At 71.7% G+C, this 17,854-nt stretch carries 15 protein-coding genes; 3 read left to right on the top strand and 12 right to left on the bottom strand.

What is annotated here, in order from left to right:
• Positions 1-21 precede the first annotated feature (21 nt).
• The 9 genes from BIV23_RS13685 to BIV23_RS13645 form a co-directional block, all read right to left on the bottom strand.
• Positions 22-225: a ferredoxin gene (locus BIV23_RS13685; RefSeq protein WP_071381086.1), complete on the bottom strand. Its 204-nt coding sequence runs from the start codon at positions 223-225 to the stop codon at positions 22-24.
• 5 nt (positions 226-230) lie between these two features.
• On the bottom strand, positions 231-1,415 hold the full coding sequence (locus BIV23_RS13680; RefSeq protein WP_071381085.1) for a cytochrome P450: 1,185 nt from the start codon (positions 1,413-1,415) through the stop codon (positions 231-233).
• 253 nt (positions 1,416-1,668) lie between these two features.
• On the bottom strand, positions 1,669-3,069 hold the full coding sequence (locus tag BIV23_RS13675) for an acyltransferase domain-containing protein (protein ID WP_071381084.1): 1,401 nt from the start codon (positions 3,067-3,069) through the stop codon (positions 1,669-1,671).
• A 12-nt stretch (positions 3,070-3,081) separates the two neighbouring features.
• Positions 3,082-4,125: a polyprenyl synthetase family protein gene (locus BIV23_RS13670; protein ID WP_071381083.1), complete on the bottom strand. Its 1,044-nt coding sequence runs from the start codon at positions 4,123-4,125 to the stop codon at positions 3,082-3,084.
• Entirely contained in the window at positions 4,122-5,168 is a 1,047-nt protein-coding gene (locus BIV23_RS13665; RefSeq protein WP_071381082.1) for a terpene synthase family protein, read from the bottom strand. Before BIV23_RS13665 ends, BIV23_RS13670 begins: the two co-directional genes overlap by 4 nt.
• Positions 5,165-6,574: a cytochrome P450 gene (locus BIV23_RS13660; RefSeq protein WP_079173133.1), complete on the bottom strand. Its 1,410-nt coding sequence runs from the start codon at positions 6,572-6,574 to the stop codon at positions 5,165-5,167. Before BIV23_RS13660 ends, BIV23_RS13665 begins: the two co-directional genes overlap by 4 nt.
• 270 nt (positions 6,575-6,844) lie before the next feature.
• Entirely contained in the window at positions 6,845-7,375 is a 531-nt protein-coding gene (locus BIV23_RS13655) for a winged helix-turn-helix domain-containing protein (protein WP_218161865.1), read from the bottom strand.
• 103 nt (positions 7,376-7,478) lie between these two features.
• Positions 7,479-7,694 (bottom strand): MbtH family protein, encoded by a 216-nt coding sequence (locus BIV23_RS13650; RefSeq protein ID WP_071381080.1) that lies wholly within the window; start codon positions 7,692-7,694, stop codon positions 7,479-7,481.
• A 16-nt stretch (positions 7,695-7,710) separates the two neighbouring features.
• Entirely contained in the window at positions 7,711-11,406 is a 3,696-nt protein-coding gene (locus BIV23_RS13645; protein ID WP_071381079.1) for a non-ribosomal peptide synthetase, read from the bottom strand.
• Between the two features lie 238 nt (positions 11,407-11,644).
• Here BIV23_RS13645 and BIV23_RS13640 point away from each other — a divergent pair, with 238 nt between their 5' ends.
• Positions 11,645-12,277 carry a thioesterase II family protein gene (locus tag BIV23_RS13640; RefSeq protein ID WP_071381078.1) on the top strand — a complete coding sequence of 211 codons (633 nt, stop codon included), beginning with the start codon at positions 11,645-11,647 and terminating at the stop codon, positions 12,275-12,277.
• A 103-nt stretch (positions 12,278-12,380) separates the two neighbouring features.
• Here the strand turns inward: BIV23_RS13640 and BIV23_RS13635 are convergent, their stop codons facing one another.
• On the bottom strand, positions 12,381-13,142 hold the full coding sequence (locus BIV23_RS13635) for a thioesterase II family protein (protein WP_079173131.1): 762 nt from the start codon (positions 13,140-13,142) through the stop codon (positions 12,381-12,383).
• Positions 13,143-13,357: 215 nt separating this feature from the next.
• On the opposite strand from BIV23_RS13635, the gene BIV23_RS13630 reads away from it, so the two are divergent.
• Both BIV23_RS13630 and BIV23_RS13625 read left to right on the top strand, forming a co-directional pair.
• Positions 13,358-13,666 carry an acyl carrier protein gene (locus BIV23_RS13630; RefSeq protein WP_177239885.1) on the top strand — a complete coding sequence of 103 codons (309 nt, stop codon included), beginning with the start codon at positions 13,358-13,360 and terminating at the stop codon, positions 13,664-13,666.
• The gene (locus BIV23_RS13625; RefSeq protein ID WP_071381075.1) at positions 13,663-15,999 is read left to right on the top strand and encodes an amino acid adenylation domain-containing protein; all 2,337 of its coding nucleotides are present in this window, start codon (positions 13,663-13,665) and stop codon (positions 15,997-15,999) included. The genes BIV23_RS13630 and BIV23_RS13625 overlap by 4 nt, the downstream gene beginning before the upstream one ends.
• A 125-nt stretch (positions 16,000-16,124) precedes the next feature.
• On the opposite strand, the gene BIV23_RS13620 is transcribed toward BIV23_RS13625, so the two are convergent.
• Positions 16,125-16,901, bottom strand: coding sequence for an ABC transporter permease (locus tag BIV23_RS13620; protein ID WP_071381074.1), 777 nt, complete (start codon positions 16,899-16,901; stop codon positions 16,125-16,127).
• The gene (locus BIV23_RS13615; RefSeq protein ID WP_071381073.1) at positions 16,898-17,854 is read right to left on the bottom strand and encodes an ATP-binding cassette domain-containing protein; all 957 of its coding nucleotides are present in this window, start codon (positions 17,852-17,854) and stop codon (positions 16,898-16,900) included. Before BIV23_RS13615 ends, BIV23_RS13620 begins: the two co-directional genes overlap by 4 nt.

Here is a 17,854-nt window from a genome sequence, read left to right as displayed (position 1 = left end):
ATCACGCTTCGACCACCCGGGTCACTCCGTGTTCCCGTCGACGCTGATCGCCTGGGAAGGGCAGAGCCGTACGCATTCCTCGACGCTGTCCCACAACTCCTGCGGCGGATGGGCGCAGAGCAGTACGACGGTCCCGTCCTCCGCGCACTGGTCGAACACGTGAGGCTGTGTCAGGGCGCACATGCCCGCACCACAGCACCTGGTCCGGTCGACAGCGACCCTCATCGCCGTCACCAGCCGACGGGAAGGCGCCGCACGCCGTACATCGACGCCAGGTGGGCCGTCTCGATCTCGTCGGGCGCCACGGCCAGCCGCAGTCCGGGGAACTCGCGGATCAACCGGCTGAAGGCCACGCGCATCTCGGTCCTGGCGAGCTGCTGCCCCACGCACTGGTGCACGCCGTAGCCGAAGGCGAGGTGCCGTCCGGCGTTGCGGCCCAGGTCGAGCACGTCCGGCTCCGGGAAGAACGCGGGATCCCGGTTGGCCGTGGACAGGGCCACCGTCACGACCTCGCCCTCCCGGATCAGCCGGCCGTCCAGCTCGACGTCCTCGGTGGCTCCGCGGATGATCCCGAACTGGACGATGCTCAGGTAGCGCAGCATCTCCTCGACCGCGCCGTTGATCAGCTCCGGCCTCTCCCGCAGCAGCGCCAGTTGCTCCGGGCGGGACAGCAGCAGATAGGTGCCGAGCCCCAGCATCTTCGCGGTGGTCTCGTGTCCCGCCGTGAGGACGAGCATCGCCGAACCCGCGGCCTCGGCATCCGTGAGATCGGATGCGGCCACCCTGCTCAGTAGGTCGTCCTCCGGCTTGCCGCGCTTGCGGCGGATCAGCCCGGTGAGGAACTCCGCCATCAGCGTGAACGCCTCCACGACCTCGTCCATCGTGCGCTCGTAGTCGAGCATGGTCTCCGAATGCCGCTGAAAGAACTCGTGATCCTCGTACGGAACACCCAGCAGCTCACAGATCACCAGTGAGGGAATGGGCATGGCGAATTCCCGCACCAGATCCACCGGAGGTCCTATATCCCGCATCGCCGCGATCCGGTCCGCGGTGATCCGCGCCACCTTCGGTTCCAGGTTCCTGGTCCGCCGTACGGTGAATTCTCCGGTGAACAGCTTCCGGAACCGCGTGTGCTCCGGCGGATCCATGAAGATGAAAACTCCCGGCCGTGTCGGCTGGGGGGCTCCCTCCCCGACCGCCGTCCTGCGGTGTTCACCGCGTGAGCTGAACCGCGGATCGTTCAGCACGGAACGCGCCGTGGCGTGCCCGGTGACCAGCCATCCCGTGGTGCCGTCGGGATAGGACAGCCTGCTCACCGGGTGCTCGTCCCGCAGCTCGGTCAGCCTCGGGGGAGGGCTGAAGGGGCAGGTGCGCTCGGTGGGAAACGACACCGGTTGCAGATCGGTCCTGGTCAAGTCGACTCCGTGGTTGTAAGGGCCTGTTCGTCCGGCCAGGCGGACCCTCCTGCTCGGAGGACGTCCGGTCACCCCCGGCTGCAGAAAGGAATTCCCATACCACTTCGGGAAAGCGGCGTGCGGATCGGCATGAATGGATCGTGCCAGACGACCCGGATCTCGATCTATTTATTCATGTCGTGCACAGCTTTCTCGAGATCGCGGCACCACCACGTCTTGAGCGTTCCCTTACCCGGGCCGGCCGGGCGGCTGCTCACCCGGTACCCACGGCAGCCCAGTCGACGTCGACGCCGTCGCACCACAGGCGTGCCACCAGGTTCTCCAGGCCCTGGAGCGGCGGCAGTTCCTGGTGGCACGTGGTCAGGGCCGCGGATCGGGCGTCCTGGAGGCCGGCCAGGGTCTGCTGGACGGAGTACTGGGCGACCGGGTGCGGGGAGACTTCGACGATGCGCAGGGTGTGCCGCCGTGCGAGGTGGCGTATCCCTTCTTCCAGCAGGGTGGGTTCGCACATGTTCCGCACCCAGTACGTCGCGTCGAGAGCAGCACCGTCGACGAAGCCGTGTGTGACCGTCGACCAGTACGGCACGGCCGGGCGCCGGGTGCGCAGATCGCACAGGGCACGGACGAGGTCGGGGCCGAGCGGGTCCAGGAGGGCGCTGTGTCCGGCGTAGTCGACGGGGATGCGCAGCGTACGGATCCCGCGAGCGGACAGCTCGCGTTCGGCCCCGGCGATGCCGTCCGTTGTCCCGGACAGGCACAACTGGCCGGGGGAGAGGTGGTTGGCGACGAAGACCTGCCCGCCGCTCGCGGCGCTGAGACGCTCGGCCTCGGCGTGGGTCAGGTCGCAGACGATCATCGTGCCGTGCCCCGAGGCACGCTCGGCCACGAGCCGGGACCAGGTGGCGATGAGCCGCGCCCCTTCCTCCAGCGGCAGCGCACCGGCGGCGACCGCCGCGGCGGCCTCGCCGATGCTGGCCCCGAGCACGATGTCGCCGTGCACTCCCCACGCGCGCAGTGTGCGGGCCAGGGCCGTCTGCACGGCGAACAGGACGGGTTGGACGACGTCCGTGCGGAGCAGGGAGCGGCCGTCGTCGGCGAGGAGCCGCTCGGTCACGGACCAGCCGGTGACGGCACGCACGGCGTGGTCGCACTCGGCCAGGGCATCGCGGAAGACGGGCTCGGCGAGCAGGGCGCGGCCCGTGCCGATCCACTGCGGTCCGCCGCCCGAGAAGAGGAGTGCCACGAGGGGCGGCTCGGCCGGGCGGGCCTGGGGCCGGTCGCGCAGCCGGCTGAGGAGGTCGTCCGCGAGGAGGTCCGGGTGGTCCGCCAGGGCGACGAGGCGGTGCGGTCCCGCGCCGTGCACGGGGTACGGGCGGGGCCGTACGCCGTCGGCGCGCACCCGTTCGGCGAGGTCGCGGACGGCTCGGTGCAGCCCCTCCTCGCTCTCGGCGGCGACGGGCACGACGATCCGCCGCCGACGGGCGGCCGACTCCCGCGCGCCATGGACGTGGGTGTCGCCGCGCCCGTCGGCACGGGGGTCGCCGGGACCGGAGTCCGGCCACCGGGCGCCCGCGGGCCGGTGGCTCGGTGCGGGTTCGCCGTCCCGGTACCGGGTGAGGGCGGATTCCCCGTGGCTGAGGGCGGTGCGGTTCATGGCTTGTCCTCGTCAGCGGTCGCGGTGGGCGATGAGCGTGGCCAGGGCGAGCAGGTCCTGGGTGGCGTCCGGGCCGAGGGAGGCGTGCGCGAGCTGGTCCATCGCCCGCTGCCAGGCGAGGGCGGCCTGGCGCTCGGCCCACGCGCGGCCGCCCGCGTCCTCGACCAGGCGGGCGGCACGCGCGACGTGGGCCTCGTCCAGGGGGCGGGGGAGCCGGTAGAGCTCGGCGAGACGGCGTCCCGCCTCGCTGCCGCCGTGCAGGGCCGCGACCACGGGCAGGGACTTCTTGTGCCGCCGTAGGTCGCCACCGGTGACCTTGCCGGTCGCCCGGGTGTCTCCCCAGATACCGAGCAGGTCGTCGACGAGCTGGAAGGCCATGCCCACCTGGTGCCCGAACTCCCGTAGCGCGGCGACCTGGTCCGCTGTGCCGTTCGCGGACAGCGCGCCGAGCGCACAGGCCGCGGCGAGCAGTGACGCGGTCTTGCCCGCCGCCATCGTCAGGCACTCCTGCGGGCTGACCTCCTGACGCTTCTCGAAGGCCAGGTCGGAGCCCTGGCCCGCGACCAGATGCAGCAGGGCCCGGCACATCTCCTGGGTCGCGGCGGAGTTCACGGGCGGCGGCGGTGCGCAGGCCAGCGTGTCGAGGGCAAGCGCCAGGAGGGCGTCACCCGCCAGTACGGCCTGGGCCTCGCCGAAGACGCTCCAGGCCGTGCGGCGCCCGCGCCGCATCCGGTCGCCGTCCATCAGGTCGTCGTGCAGCAGGGAGAAGTTGTGCACGAGCTCCACCGCCGTGGCACTGCTCAGCGCCTGGTCGGGCGGGCCGCCCACCGCCTGCGCGGCGGCCAGGACGAGGGCGCCGCGTACGCCTTTGCCCCAGCCGGCGTCGTCGGGGTCGCCGTGCTCGTCGCACCAGCCGAAGTGGTAGCGGGCGACCGTGCGGACGGGCTCGGTCAGACGTTCCACCGCGTGCCGCAGCCGCGGCCCGGTGAGCTGCTGGTAGCGCTCGAGCAGGGGCCATGCCGCCCGCGTGTCCGGTGCCAGGGCCGTCGGGGTCATCGCTCGGCTCCGGTGAGGGCCGGTTCCAGGTACTCGTCGGGCCGCTGCGCGGTGAGCTCCGTACGGGGCTGGTAGCGCCTGGTCCGCCTCGACCAGTCGAGGTTGCCGCGGATCCAGGTGCGCATGCCCGCGAGGTAGGGCGTGAGCACGGCGGCGTGGTCCAGGCGGGTCCGCAGCAGGTTGCGTTCGGCGCTCAGGAAGCGCTCGGTCTCCGCCGAGGTGGCCGCGCACACCTCGGCGACGGCCTGCTCCTGGCCGATGCCCCGGTGGTGCTGGACGACGTAGGCGAGGTTGTGCACTTCGCCGAGGGCGCGTTCCTTCTCCAGCGAGTAGACGTCGTTGGTCCAGCAGACCACGTTGCAGGCGGCGTCGAGGGCGGCGGTGAACTCCGGGCTGTCGTAGAGGTCTTCGGGCACGTCGATGTGCTCGACGATCTCGATGAGGTCCATGCAGACGTAGATGGCGCCGGTGTGCCGCCGCTTCTCGATGTACGTCTCCTCGTCGGGCACGCGGCCCCGGATGCGGTTGTCCGCCTCCCACACCGTCGCCGTGAGCAGGCAGCCCCGCAGGTGGCGCACGAACCTGCGGCGCCACTGGGGCGAGGCGTCGGCGGCGGTGCGTCGCCACAGGTCGGCGAGGGAGGAGACCGCCGGCGGCGCGTCCGTGGCGGGTGCGCGGCTCGCGCCGAAGTCGGCTGCCTCGAGCACCTCACGCATGCTGTCGACGAGCTGCCGCATCCGCTGCGGGCTGCGGCCGAAGCCGCCGTCGTCCAGCTGGTCGTCGACGAGGAAGAGCCAGGCGAACCAGTCGGCCGTCAGCTCCAGGTGCCGCGCGTTCGCGGTGGGGTGGACCAGGGACACGAACCAGCCGAAGTCCGCCTGGGCGAAGCGCTGTGCGGCGGATGCGCGGCGCACCAGGCCCGTCCTTCGTACCCAGCCGTCCAGATGGGCGCGAGCCTGGTCCGCGTGCGGGTTCACCTGGTAGGGGAAGGGGCAGTGGATCTCGGGTATGTGCGCGCCGCCGGTCCTCGTCAGTGCGCTCATGACCGCCGCTCCAGACGCAGGTGCACCCCGCCCTTGGGGTGGAGCGTGATCAGGGCGTCGGGAAGCACTTCGGGCGCTCCCTCGGGGGTGACCAGGCGGTGCCGGCGGGCGATGGTCGCGAGGGCCAGGCAGATCTCGGTGAGCGCGAAGTGCTTGCCGAGGCAGACCCGGGGGCCGCTGCCGAAGGGCACGTAGGCGTGCTTGGGGCGTCGGGCGATCTGGTCCGGGCTGAAGCGCTCGGGGTCGAAGCGCTCCGGGTCCTCCCAGAAGTCCGGGTGGCGGTGCAGCAGGTAGCTGTTGACGAGGACCTGGGTGCCGGCCGGTATGCGGTGGCCGTCGATGACGTCCTCCTCGCGGGTGTGCCGCATGAGCTGGTACGCGGGGGAGTAGACGCGCAGCACCTCGTCGATGATCATCCGGGTGTAGGGCAGTTTGGACAGGTCCTCGAAGTCCGGCACGGTGCGGTCGCCGAGTACCCGGTCGACCTCGGCGTGCAGCCTGCGCTCCACCTCAGGGTGCCGGGCCAGCAGGTAGAAGGCCCAGGCGAGGGTGTTGGTGGTGGTTTCGTATGCGCCGACGCAGATGTTGAGCACTTCGTGGTGCAACTGCTCGAGGTCCATTCCCTTTCCGTCGTCCTCGTCGACGGCGTGCAGGAACAAGGACAGCAGGTCCGGTTCCTGGTCGGGTGGCATCTCCTCGGTGACCCGCTTCTTGATGAAGTCGGAGATGAATCCGTCCATGTCGTCGATGGCCCGGCGCAGTCGAATTCGGCTGGGCGTCGGGAAGCTCAGCGGCGGGAACGGGAAGCTGAAGAATTTCCCGAGGACGGTATTGGCGGTCTGGAAGGCCCGCTCGAATGCCTGTGCCGCACGGCCGACGTCGGCGCTGAACAACGACCTGCTGACGATACGAAGGGCCAGCTGACCGAATTCGTCGGTGACGTCCAAAGGCGCGTCGAGGTCGGCGCGTGCCTCCCAGCGCTCCAGCATGCGCACCGTCTCGTCCGTCATGTTCCGGGCGAAGTTGCTCACCGTGCGCGGGGTGAAGTACGGGGCCATCATGCGGCGTTGGCGGCGCCACAGGTCCATGTCGGCGGTGGCGATCAGGCCATCGCGCAGCACGGGCCGGGCGATGCGGAAGATGGCGGCGTCCTTGTCGTACTGCTCGCTCTTGTCGACGAGGACGTGCCGAATGTAGTCCGGGTGATTGAGCATCACCATTTTCATGCCGAGCAGCCGGAAGCGGTAGATGTCCCCGTGCTGATCGAGTCCCCCCTGGAGGAAACCGAGCTGGTCCCGCCGGAATGCCCTGAGGCCGCCGAATCCGTCACGGGGGCGCAGGACGGGAATATTCCTGAGAGGTGAACTCCGATGATTTCGGGCGGACTTGTTCAGCGCGGTGGACATCGATATCTACCCCGTTGCGAATGGGAGGTGCAGGGCTCGTGGGAGAGGCAATCGGTCCGTCCTCGTGGCCGGAGGCGCTCCCGTTTCCTCGCACCGAGCATCAGCCCGCCGTCGCGGAAGGGTCAATCGAGATGGATCAGCCGACCTCGGTTTCTCGACCGGGGCTCGACCGCCGGGGCTTTCAGGACCGATGCCGAATTGTCATGGAATTCACCGCCCCCGGAGCGGGGCGGTCGGCCGGTCCCCGGGCTCTCGTGCCGGTCGGACACCTCAGGCGGTCGTCAGCGGGACGGCCTCGGCGGAGACCGAGTTCTCCAGCATGTAACCCCGCCCCCACACGGTCCGGATGGACAGGTCGATCGGCAGGAGCCGGCGGCGCAGCCGCATGATGTGCAGATCGAGGGAGTTCCTGTTCAGCGCGGGCGTCCGCAGGGCGGAGCACTGCATGAACTCGGTGCGGTGCACAACGTCGCCGAAGCGGTCGATGAGCAGCCGCATCAGCCCGGTCTGCGTGGTGGAGACGGTGATGGAGCGATGGCCGAAGCTCAGGGTCCCGCTCGAGTCGATCGTCGGCACCTGGTAGCTGTCGAATCGGTTCTGTAAGGCCTTGACCCTGGCCTCCAGGTCATCCCGGGACACCGGGGGGCGTACCCAGTCCTCGACCGGGTCGATGCTGACCGGCGGCTGCGCACCCGCCTCCACGACGAGCAGTCGCGGCACTCCCTCTTTCCGGCAGCGGGTCCTCAGGTCCGCCTGCGCCGGCCATCGGACGAAGACGACGTCGGAATTTCGACCGCCCACAGCACGTCCTCCTTGTACATCCCGCGTACGTCCCGGACGTCCCACGCAAGCCCATGGCGCTGTGGGCGCGGACGAGTCCCGCTCGAGTCGCGGCATCGAGGGCTCAGGACGTCGGCGTCGCCTCGCGCAGGCTCCGGGGCCGCATGTCGGTCCAGTTCTCCTCGACGTACGCGATGCTCTCCGTCCGCCCCGCCGGTCCGGCCACGACCCGCCAGCCGCCGGGCACGTCGGCGAACGTGGGCCACAGCGCATGCTGCTCCTCGTCGTTGACCACCACATAGAACGCGCCGTTCTCGTCGTCGAACGGGTTCACCGTCATGTCTCCTCCATCGCTTTCAGTGCCGTGTCGCCGTCGGTCCGGCGAGCGCGGCGCGGTCGATCTCGCCGCGATCGGTCATCGGCATGCGTGCGATGACCACGATGTCGCCCGGCACCATGTGGTCGGGCAGTTCGGCCGCCAGATCCTGCCGCAGCACCGCCGGCAGCTTCGAGACCCGGCGGGATGCCGCGGGCGTGTTGGCCAGCTGCCTGGCCCGGGTGTCCATGGGCCGGTACACGCCGCCGTAGCAGTGCGTGCCGCCCGCGGGCAGGAGCACCGCCTCGAACCAGCCGGGCGCCTCGGCCGACCAGGTGCACAGGACGGTGCAGCCGTGCTCCCCGCCCCAGGTCTCCAGCGCGTGCGGGTCGAGCGGCGTCCCTTCCGCTGCGGCGGGAACCCCGCACTCGGCCGCCTCGTCCACCAGCCTGGCGTTCGGTATCCGGGCCAGCCGGAGCCGGCCGCCGTGCCGGGCCAGCTCGGCCTCCAGGCCGGACAGCCGGTGCACGTCCGAGCCCCAGGTGAGCGTGCGGACGTCCGCGAGGTGCGTCGCCCGGCTCGACCGCTTGTGCAGGACGACTTCGTAGCGGTGGCGGGTGAGTTCGTTCCTGCTCGGGCCCGGCTTCAGCCGGATGTCCACGGCCACGACGTCGCGGCGGGCGTCGGCCCACTCGGTGAAGAAGCCCGGGTCGAGGACGAGTTCCGTCTGGCCGAGCACGGCGCGTTCGATCGCCGCCCGGACGGCGGACGGCTCGTCACCGGGGCGCTGGGCGTGGTGGACGGCCGTCAGGAACTCCCGCAGGGTGCCGTGGTTGCGGACGTCGCCGATGACGATCCGGCCGCCGGGGGCGAGCCGGTCGAGGGCCACGTCCAGGACGCCCGAGAGGTAGGCGGCGTCCGGGAAGTACTGCACGACCGAGTTGAGGACGACCGTGTCGAAGTACTCCGCCGGCACCCCGTCGGCGACGTCGGCGGGCTGGCACCGCAGCGTCACCCTGTCCTTCAGCCGTGGATCCGCGCCGACCTGGGCACGGAGGCGCTCGATGACCGGCTCCGAGAAGTCGGTGCCCCAGTAGGCCTCGGTCTCCAGGGCCAGCGGTCCGAGCAGGAGTCCGGAGCCGACCCCGATCTCCAGCACCCGGCGCGCCCGCAGACCGCGCACCCGCTCCACCGCGGACGCGCGCCACCGGAGCATCTCGGACAGGGGGATGGGTTCGCGCGTGTAGGAGCTGTTCCATCCGGTGAAATCGTCGCCGATCCCGGTGTCGTGCGGCGCGGTGTCGCCGTACATCGAGTCGTAGATCGCGCGCCACTTCTCGACGTGCTCGGACGCGTCCGCGTCCGGTACCTCGGGTACCACGTACGCCACCAGGCGCCGCTCCCCGTGCCCGTCCTCGCGGGCGACGACGGCCGCCTGCGCCACGCCGTCCCGTCTCCGCAGCGCGGCCTCGACCTCTGCGGGCTCGACGCGCAGGCCACGGAGCTTCACCTGGTCGTCGGCACGGCCCAGGAACTCCAGCTGTCCGTCATGGTTCCACCGGACCAGGTCGCCGGTGCGGTACATCCGGTCGCCCGGGCGTCCGAACGGGTCGGCGACGAACCGCTCGCTCGTCGCGCCGGGACGGTTCGCGTAGCCTCGGGCCACCCCGTCGCCGCCGATGTACAGCTCCCCCGCCACGCCCCGCGGCACCTGCCGCAGCCGGTCGTCGAGGACGAACAGACGGCTGTGCGCCATGGGTTCGCCGATCGGCAGCGGGTCCCTGCAGCGGTCCGGTGAGGCCATCGGGTACCGGGCCGCGAAGACGGTGGTCTCGGTGGGGCCGTACCCGTTCACGACGGTGGGCGTGCCGTCGCCGTCCAGCAGGCGGCGTACGGCGGCCGGCGACAGGACGTCGCCGCCGGCCCACACCGCGCGCACCCGGGCGAGGCTGCGGGGATGGTGCCGGGTGACGAGGTCGAACAGGCCCGAGCCGAGCCACAGCGCGGTCACCTCCCGCTCGGCCACGAGCGTCGCGAGACGGGCCGCGTCGAGGTTCCCGGGCGGTGCGAGCACGGCCGTCCCGCCCCGCAGCAGCGGCACCCACAGCTCGTACGCGGACGCGTCGAAGGTCTGCGGGGAGTGCACGAGGACCCGCTCGTGGGCGCCGTCGGTCCAGCACGGGTCGTCCACGAGGGCGAGCACGTTGCGGTGGGTGACCTCCACGCCGGCCGGTGTCCCGGTGGAGCCGGAGGTGTACATGACGTAGGCGAGGTGGCCGCCGTCGAGGCCGTCGAGGTCCGGCGGCGACGACGGGTCGCCGTCCAGGGCCTCCTCGGCCAGCCGTTCGTCGACGACGACGGCCGGGCCGAGGCTGGCGAGCAGGAGGTCGGTCCGTGCGCGCGGACCGGTGGGGTCGACCGGCACATAGCAGGCACCCGCCTTCAGCGTTCCCAGTACCGCCGCGACCATCAGCGGGGACCGCTCCATGAGCAGTGCCACCCGGCGGTGCGGGCCGGCGCCCCGCGCGCGAAGACGGTGGGCGATGCGGTTGGCCCAGCGGTCGAGTTCGCCGTACGTCCAGCTGCCGGCGCCGTCGGCCGCCACGAGCGCCACGGCGTCCGGTCGTTCGGCGGCGACGGCGGCGAAGCGGCCGGGGATCGTCCCGGTGACGCGGTCGGCGACGCGGCCGCGCCCCGGCCACGGGCGCAGCGCCGTCCGATCGTTGAGGAGGTCCAGCGCGCCGATCGGGGTGTCCGGGGCCGCGACCCACAGCCGCAGCGTGTGCCGCCAGCGCTCCACGAGTCCCGCGACCGTGTCCCGGTCGAGCAGGCCGGTGGCGTACTCGACGACCCCGTCGATGCGGTTCGTCCCGTCGGCGCCGGTCCGCTCGACGAGGTTCAGGAACAAATCGAAACGGGAGGCACCCATGTCGACCGGTTCGTCGCAGACCGTCAGGCCCGGCGGGTCGAAGGCCGGCCGCACGTCGTCCCGCAGGGCCAGGCGGACCTGGAACAGCAGCGCCTCGCCGGCCGGCGAGGCGCCCGGGACGCCGTCTCCGGCACCGAGCCCGCTGAGCAGCCCCGCGAGCCCCGCCTGAAGCACCGTCGAGACGGTGGCCCCGGCACGCAGAGCCAACTGCCGGACCTCTCCGGTCAGTTCCTCGTCGAGTTCCACGGGCAGCGCGTCGCGTTCGTCGCCGCGCGGGAGGTCGCGCTGCCGCAGGGTGTCTTCGGCGCACGGGACCGGGAGCGGGGCCCACGGGGGGCGCTGCGCGTCGCACCGCGCGGTGTACGCGGCGGTGAGGTCCTCGGCCAGGGGGCCCGGCGACCGGCCGTCGGCCGCGGTGCGGTGCAGGGGGAGAAGCAGCACCGCGTCCTGTTCGCCCAGGCGGAACAGCGCGGCGCGCACCGGTATCTCGTGCGCCGGGTCGAACTCCCGGCGGACCTCCGCACGCAGCCTGCCGGGCAGTTCGGCCTCGGTGACCTCGTGCTCCTGCCAGGGGATCTCCACCTGGTCCGGGTCGAGGACCCGCTGGTGCGGTACCCCGTCCACCTCGTCGACGAGGGTGCGCAGCGACGCGTGCCGGACGACGACGTCGCGCACGGCCTGGCGCAGGGCGTGCGGGTCCAGTCTGCCGCGCAGGCGCAGGGACAGCGGGGCGGTGCAGGACGCCGAAGGTCCTTCGAACCTGTTGATGGACCACGTGCGCTGGTGCGCGTGCGAGAGGGGCGCCATGCTCCTTGCCTTTCGGTCATCCTGCGCAGGGGTTCGCGGACGGAGGCCGAACCGCCCTCATGCGTGAGCCCACCCTAGGAACGGTTTCCCGAGTCGTCCGGCCGTCTGACAGATGTCGGCCAGACCCGGCCGGGGACGCCACCCAGGTATTACCGAACTCTGTCGGGAAACACCTGAGGGGCGCCGGAAGGATGAACGATGCAGTTCCACACGCCGGGCTACCGAGAGGGACGGACCGATGAGCCGGGTACGGACGCTGACCGCGGTCGAGGATCCCCTCGTCCGCCTGGTGTGCTTCCCGCACTCCGGGGGCTCGGCGACCGCCTTCCGCGGCTGGGCGGCCGCGCTGCCGCCCGGCGCGGAACTGGTGGCCGTCCAGTACCCCGGACGCGGCGACCGGTTCGCCGGGCCACTCGTGGACGACGTGGCCGAGACGGCCGGCCGCGCCGTAGCGGAACTGATCCGACTGCCCTCCCTCGACCAGGTGCTGTTCGGGCACGGACTGGGCGCCCTGGTGGCCTACGAGACCGCCATGCTGCTGCGGGCCGTGGGCCGGGAGCCGCTGCGGCTGTGCGTTTCCGCCTGCCTCCCCCCGGGACACCTGAAGGACCTGGACGTCCACCCGACGTTGCGCTCGGACCTCCGGGCCCACGCACGGTACCGGCCCGGTGCCGGGACCACGCCGCTGGCGTGCCCGTTGACCTGTTACCACGGCGCCGGCGACCCGCTGGTGGACGGGAAGCGGATGACCGGATGGGCCGGTGTCACCTCGGGTGCGTTCACGCCGGGCGTGCGGCCGGGCGGGCACATCCACGTGCCCACCGACGTCGCCGGACTGGTCTCGGACGTGCTGGACCGGGAGGCGCGCTGAACACCGTCACGCGACGGTACGGCCTCGCGCCGCTCACCGGCCGGCACACCGCGCGAGGTGCCGGCCGACGGGTGTGGGGCGGGCGGCGGGCCGGCGCCCGTGCTCAGGCGCAGGCCGCCAGGGCCTCGCGGATGGCCGCCGCCAGCTCTGCCGGACGGCTGCTCGGCAGGTCATGTCCGCCGGGCAGGGACACGACCCGGAACGGCCCGGTGGTGAGCGCCGACCAGGCGTCGATGTGGGCGGGTTCGACGGTGTGGTCGTCGTGGCCGAACACGGCCACCGTCGGAACCGGGACGGGTTCGCCGGCCCCGTTTTCGTACAGCTCCAGCTCGTAGGCGTCGACGAGTTCGTAGTCGGCGCGCAGGGCGGGCTCGATGATGTCGAGCAGTTCCTCGTTGGCGAGGAGCTGCGACGGGAGGTACCCGTCCGTCACGACCTGCTGGAGGAAGTCCGGCCGCGGCAACGCCCACGTGGGCTCGCGGCGGACGCTCCCCGGAGCCGGGTGCGAGGAGACGACCAGCGCCCGCACCCGGGCGGGGCCCAGGCGTCGTGCCACCTCGTAGGCGACCGCCGCGCCGGCGCAGTGCCCGTACAGCACCACCGGGCGCCCCTCGGCGTGGCGGAGCAGTTCGTCGGCGAGCTTGTCGGCGAGCTCGGGCATGACGGTCTCCACCGGATCCCCGAGCCGGGACTCCCGGCCCGGGAGGCGTACCCCGAAGGCGTCGAACGCGTCGGAGAGTTCGACGCACAGCTGACGCACCGTGGTCACGCCGGCGCCCGCATGCGGAAAGGCGTACAGCGCGCACTCCTTGGGGCCATCGTGAGGGACACCGACGAACCAGCGACTCTTCGTGTTTGTTCCCATGCACGCAAGGATGACCAGTGGCCGCGGCCCACGGGCGTCAACCCTGACTGACCTCTGAAAGATCCTCGGACAACGGCCGGCCGCCACGGCAAGACTGGCACCCGGCCGGAACCGGGCGACCGAGCCGCGGTCGGCGGCGGAGCCGTTGCCGGTAACAGGGCTGCAGTGAAAGCCAGTTGAAGACGCAGCGCACCGAGACGACGCAGGAGCGAGTGGTGAACAACTTCGGATCGGCCGGGGTGGCGAGCCCGGACCACGTCGGCCACGACGGCCCGGACCTCGAGCTGCTCCGCGCCCACGTGCGGGTGCAGTGGGCCGACGCACTGGAGCACGACCGTTTCGGCGACGACGACGACTTCTTCGAAGCCGGCGGCAATTCCCTGCTGATCGCCGGCATCATGGCCAGGCTCGGGTCCCTGGCCGGCACGCGCCTGTCGCTCCGGCTCTTCTTCGACCACCCGACGGTGAACGAACTGACCGGCGTGCTGGCGGCCCACGAGGCCTTCCGGGCGCCGGCCCGGTGAGCGTCCCGCCGGCGTCCGTGCCGGGCGCCCCCTGGAGCGGGTGGAACGAGACCGCGCGGCCGTTTCGCGACGACGCCACGATCCCCGGGCTGATCGCCGAGGCCGCCCTGAGGTACCCGGACCGCCCCGCGATCGTGACCTCCGACAAGCAGGTCCTCACCCATGGCGAACTGGACCGCCACGCCAACCGGCTGGCGCGGCTGCTGCGCGAGCTGGGACTGGGCCGGGGCGGCACCGTGGGCGTCTACGGCGAGCGCGACGCGTCGGCTCTCGTCGGACTGCTCGCGGTGCTCAAGTGCGGCGCCTCCTACGTCCCGCTCGACCCGTCGTGGCCCGCCGCCCGGGTGGTCGGGCTGCTCGACCAGCTCGATGTGGCGGCCGTTCTGACCGACCGCGTACACCTGCCCTCCGTACAGGAGTTCCGCTGGGAGGTGCCGTCGCTCCGCCACGTGCTGTGCCCCGACATCCCCGAGGAGTTCTCCTGGTCGGCCACGTTCCGGCGCGAGCAGGTCGCGGACCTCTTCGACTACGTGTCCGGCTCCGACGATCCGCTCGAAGCCGCCGGCTTCAACCTGCGCCGCGCGCAACGGCCGTTCGACGAGGACGACGTCCGGGGCTACCAGAACCACGTGGCGCGGTTCGTGCGGGCCGCGACGTCTGTCGAACGGCCCTCGGTCCTGGAGATCGGGTGCGGTTCCGGCCTGATCGTCGAGGCCCTGGCGCCGTGGGCGTCCCGCTACGTCGCCGTCGACCCCTCACCGGTGTCCGTGGCCCGGAGCCAGGAGACAGGGGCCCGGGCCGGGGGCGAGGTCGACGGCGTGGTGTGCTTCGCGCATGAGGCCGCCGAGCGGGTACGCGGCCCGTTCCACGTCGTCGTGCTCGCCAGTACGGTGCAGTTCCTGCCGGATCTCGACCACCTGACCGGCGTCCTCGACTCGCTTCTCGGGCTGCTCGCCGACGACGGCGTCATCGTCCTCGCCGACCTCGTCGACCCCGGGCTCGGCACCTGCTCCGGCCTTCGGGTCCCGCCCCGGTTCGTCGAGCGCCTCCCCGAACTCCTGCCCGGGGTGGCCCGCGCGAGCGTCCACCGCCGCCGGGCCGAGGAGTTCGGCGGCGAACTGGCCGAGCGGTACGACGCCGTCATCCGCGTGGAGCCGTCCCGTGAGCGCGCGGCGCCGGGCCGCGAGCCGCTGTGGACCGGCCATCACGTCGGCCTCCGCCCGGCCGCCCCCCTCGCCACCGGTCCGACGGCCGAGGACGTCTGCTACACCATCTTCACGTCCGGTTCGACCGGTGCGCCCAAGGGAGTCGTCGTCACCCACCGGTCGGCGGTGAACCTCATCGACTGGGTGAACCGCACCTACGGGATCGGGCCCGCCGACGAGATCCTGTTCGTCACGTCCTTCTGCTTCGACCTCTCGGTCTACGACGTCTTCGGCGTGCTGGCCGCCGGCGCGACCGTACGGCTGGCGTCGGCGGCGGAACTCGCCGAGCCGGACACCCTGGTGGACCTGCTCGAACAGGAGGCCATCACCATCTGGGACTCGGCGCCCGCCACCCTGGCCATGGTCATGCCCTTCGTCCAGGCCCGCGAGCCCGCCGGGCGCGACACGCTCCGCCTGGTCCTCCTCAGCGGCGACTGGATCCCGGTGCCGCTCCCGGACCGGATCCGGGCCGCGTTCCCGAAGGCCGAGGTGGTGGCGCTGGGCGGCGCCACGGAGTGCACCGTCTGGTCGAACCACTACCGGGTGGGCGACGTCGACCCCACGTGGCCGAGCATCCCCTACGGGAAACCGATGCAGAACGCCCGCTACTACGTGCTCGACGGCGACCTGCGCCCCTGCCCCCTCGGCGAGGAGGGCGATCTGTACATCGCCGGCACCTGCGTGGCCCTGGGCTACGCCGCGGCCGCCCGTCTCACCGCCGTCAAGTTCCTGCCCGATCCGGGAGCCCTGAGCCCCGGCGAGCGCATGTACCGCACCGGTGACCGCGCCCGCTGGCTGCCGAGCGGCGACCTGCAGTTCCTCGGCCGCCTCGACGACCAGGTCAAGGTGCGCGGCTACCGGATCGAACTGGGCGAGGTGCAGAGCGCCCTCCTCCAGTGCCCGGGTGTCCGGGCCGCGTCGGTGGTGGCGCCCACGGGGCCGGGCGGGCGGACGCTGGCCGCCTTCTACGTGCCGGCGGCCGATCCGCTCTCGAAGGCCGAGGTCGTACGCGCCCTGCGGACCATCCTGCCGTCGTACATGATCCCCACGCGCGTCGTCGCGCTCGACGAGCTGCCCCTGACCAGCACGGGCAAGGTCGACCGGGCGGCCCTGCTGCGCCGGCTGTGAACCGTTCCTGAACGCCGCGTCGCCGGTGCCCTCGGGGGATGGTGAGGGCGCCGGCGGCGGTTCGGTGCTTCGAGTGGGGCGGTGGAGAGTTCGGACGGGTGAGGCCCCGTCGTCGTGATGGGCGGCTACTTCGGGTCCTGGTTGAACGTGGAGGTGGACCAGCGGTAGCCGAGGACGGTGAGGCCGAGGCACCAGGCCAGGGCGATCCACCAGTTGTTGCCGATGTGGGTGCCGAGGAGGAGGCCGCGCAGGGTCTCGATGGCGGGGGTGAAGGGCTGGTAGTGGGCGATGGGCTGGAACCAGCCGGGCATGGAGTGCAGGGGGACGAAGGCGCTGGAGAGCAGGGGCAGCAGGATCAGCGGCATGGCGTTGTTGCTGGCGGCCTCCGCGGTCGGGCTGACCAGGCCCATGCCGACCGCGATCCAGGTGAGCGCGAGGGCGAACAGGACGATCAGCCCGAACGCCGCGAGCCAGTCCAGGACGGTGGCGTGGTGGGAGCGGAAGCCGATGGCCACGCCGACGGCGCCGACGAGGACCACGCTCATGACCGACTGGATGACGCTGCCGATGACGTGTCCGACGAGGATGGAGCCGCGGTGGATGGCCATGGTGCGGAAGCGGGCGATGATGCCTTCGCTCATGTCGGTGGAGACGGACACCGCGGTGCCGATCACGGTGGAGCCGATGGTCATCAGCAGGATGCCGGGCACGAGGTAGGCGATGTAGGCCGAGCGGCCCGCGCCGCCGCTCATCGCGTTGCCGAAGATGTAGACGAACAGCAACAGCAGCATGACCGGGGTGAGCAGCAGGTTCAGCGTGAGGGAGGGGTAGCGCCGGGCGTGCAGGAGGTTGCGGCGCAGCATGGTGTTCGAGTCGCGTACGGCGAGGGACAGGGAACTCATCGGACAGCCTCCTTGGGCTGGTTGGGGGTGCCGGTGCCGTCGGTGAGGGCGAAGAAGACGTCGTCCAGGTCGGGGGTGTGGACGGTGAGTTCGTCGGCCTCGATGCCGGCGGTGTCGAGGCGGTCGAGGATGAAGCGGAGGTTGTTCTGGGTGCCGTCGCTGGGGATCTGGAGGGAGAGGGTTTCGTCGTCGTGGGTGATGTCGGTGAGGGCGAGGGCGGCGGACCGGTAGGCGATGGGGTCGGTGAAGCGGAGGCGTACGTGTCCGCCGGGGATGAGGCGCTTGAGTTCTTCGGCGGTGCCTTCGGCGGCGATCTTGCCGTTGTTGAGGACGGCGATGCGGTCGGCGAGTTCGTCCGCTTCTTCGAGGTACTGGGTGGTGAGGAAGACGGTGGTGCCGGTGGCGACGAGTTCGCGGATGATCTGCCACATGGTGTGGCGGGAGCGGGGGTCGAGGCCGGTGGTGGGTTCGTCGAGGAAGATGATGCGGGGGTCGCCGACCAGGGTCATGGCGATGTCGAGGCGGCGCTTCATGCCGCCGGAGTAGGTGGACGCGGGCTTCTTCGCGGCTTCCACGAGGTCGAAGCGTTCGAGGAGCTCGGTGGTGACGCGGTGTCCCTCGGCCTTGGGGAGGTGGTGCAGGTCGGCCATGAGGAGCATGTTCTCCTCGCCGGTGATCAGTCCGTCGACGGCGGAGAACTGGCCGGTGACCCCGATCGTGGCGCGTACGGCCTGCGGGTCGGTGGTGAGGTCGTGGCCGGCGACGCGGGCCTGGCCGCCGTCGGGGGAGATGAGGGTGGACAGGATCTTGACGGCGGTGGTCTTGCCTGCGCCGTTGGGCCCGAGGAGGGAGAAGATGGTGCCTTCCGGGACGGTGATGTCGATGCCGTCGAGGACGGTCTTGTCGCCGTAGGACTTGCGCAGTGCGTGTGCCGCGATGGCGGGGTTCGTCAT

Origin of the sequence: Streptomyces monashensis, assembly GCF_001866665.1 — a bacterium.
Taxonomy (GTDB): Bacteria; Actinomycetota; Actinomycetes; order Streptomycetales; family Streptomycetaceae; genus Streptomyces; species Streptomyces monashensis.
Note: the sequence above shows the minus strand (reverse complement) of the source record. Positions and strands in the feature narration are given on the sequence as shown.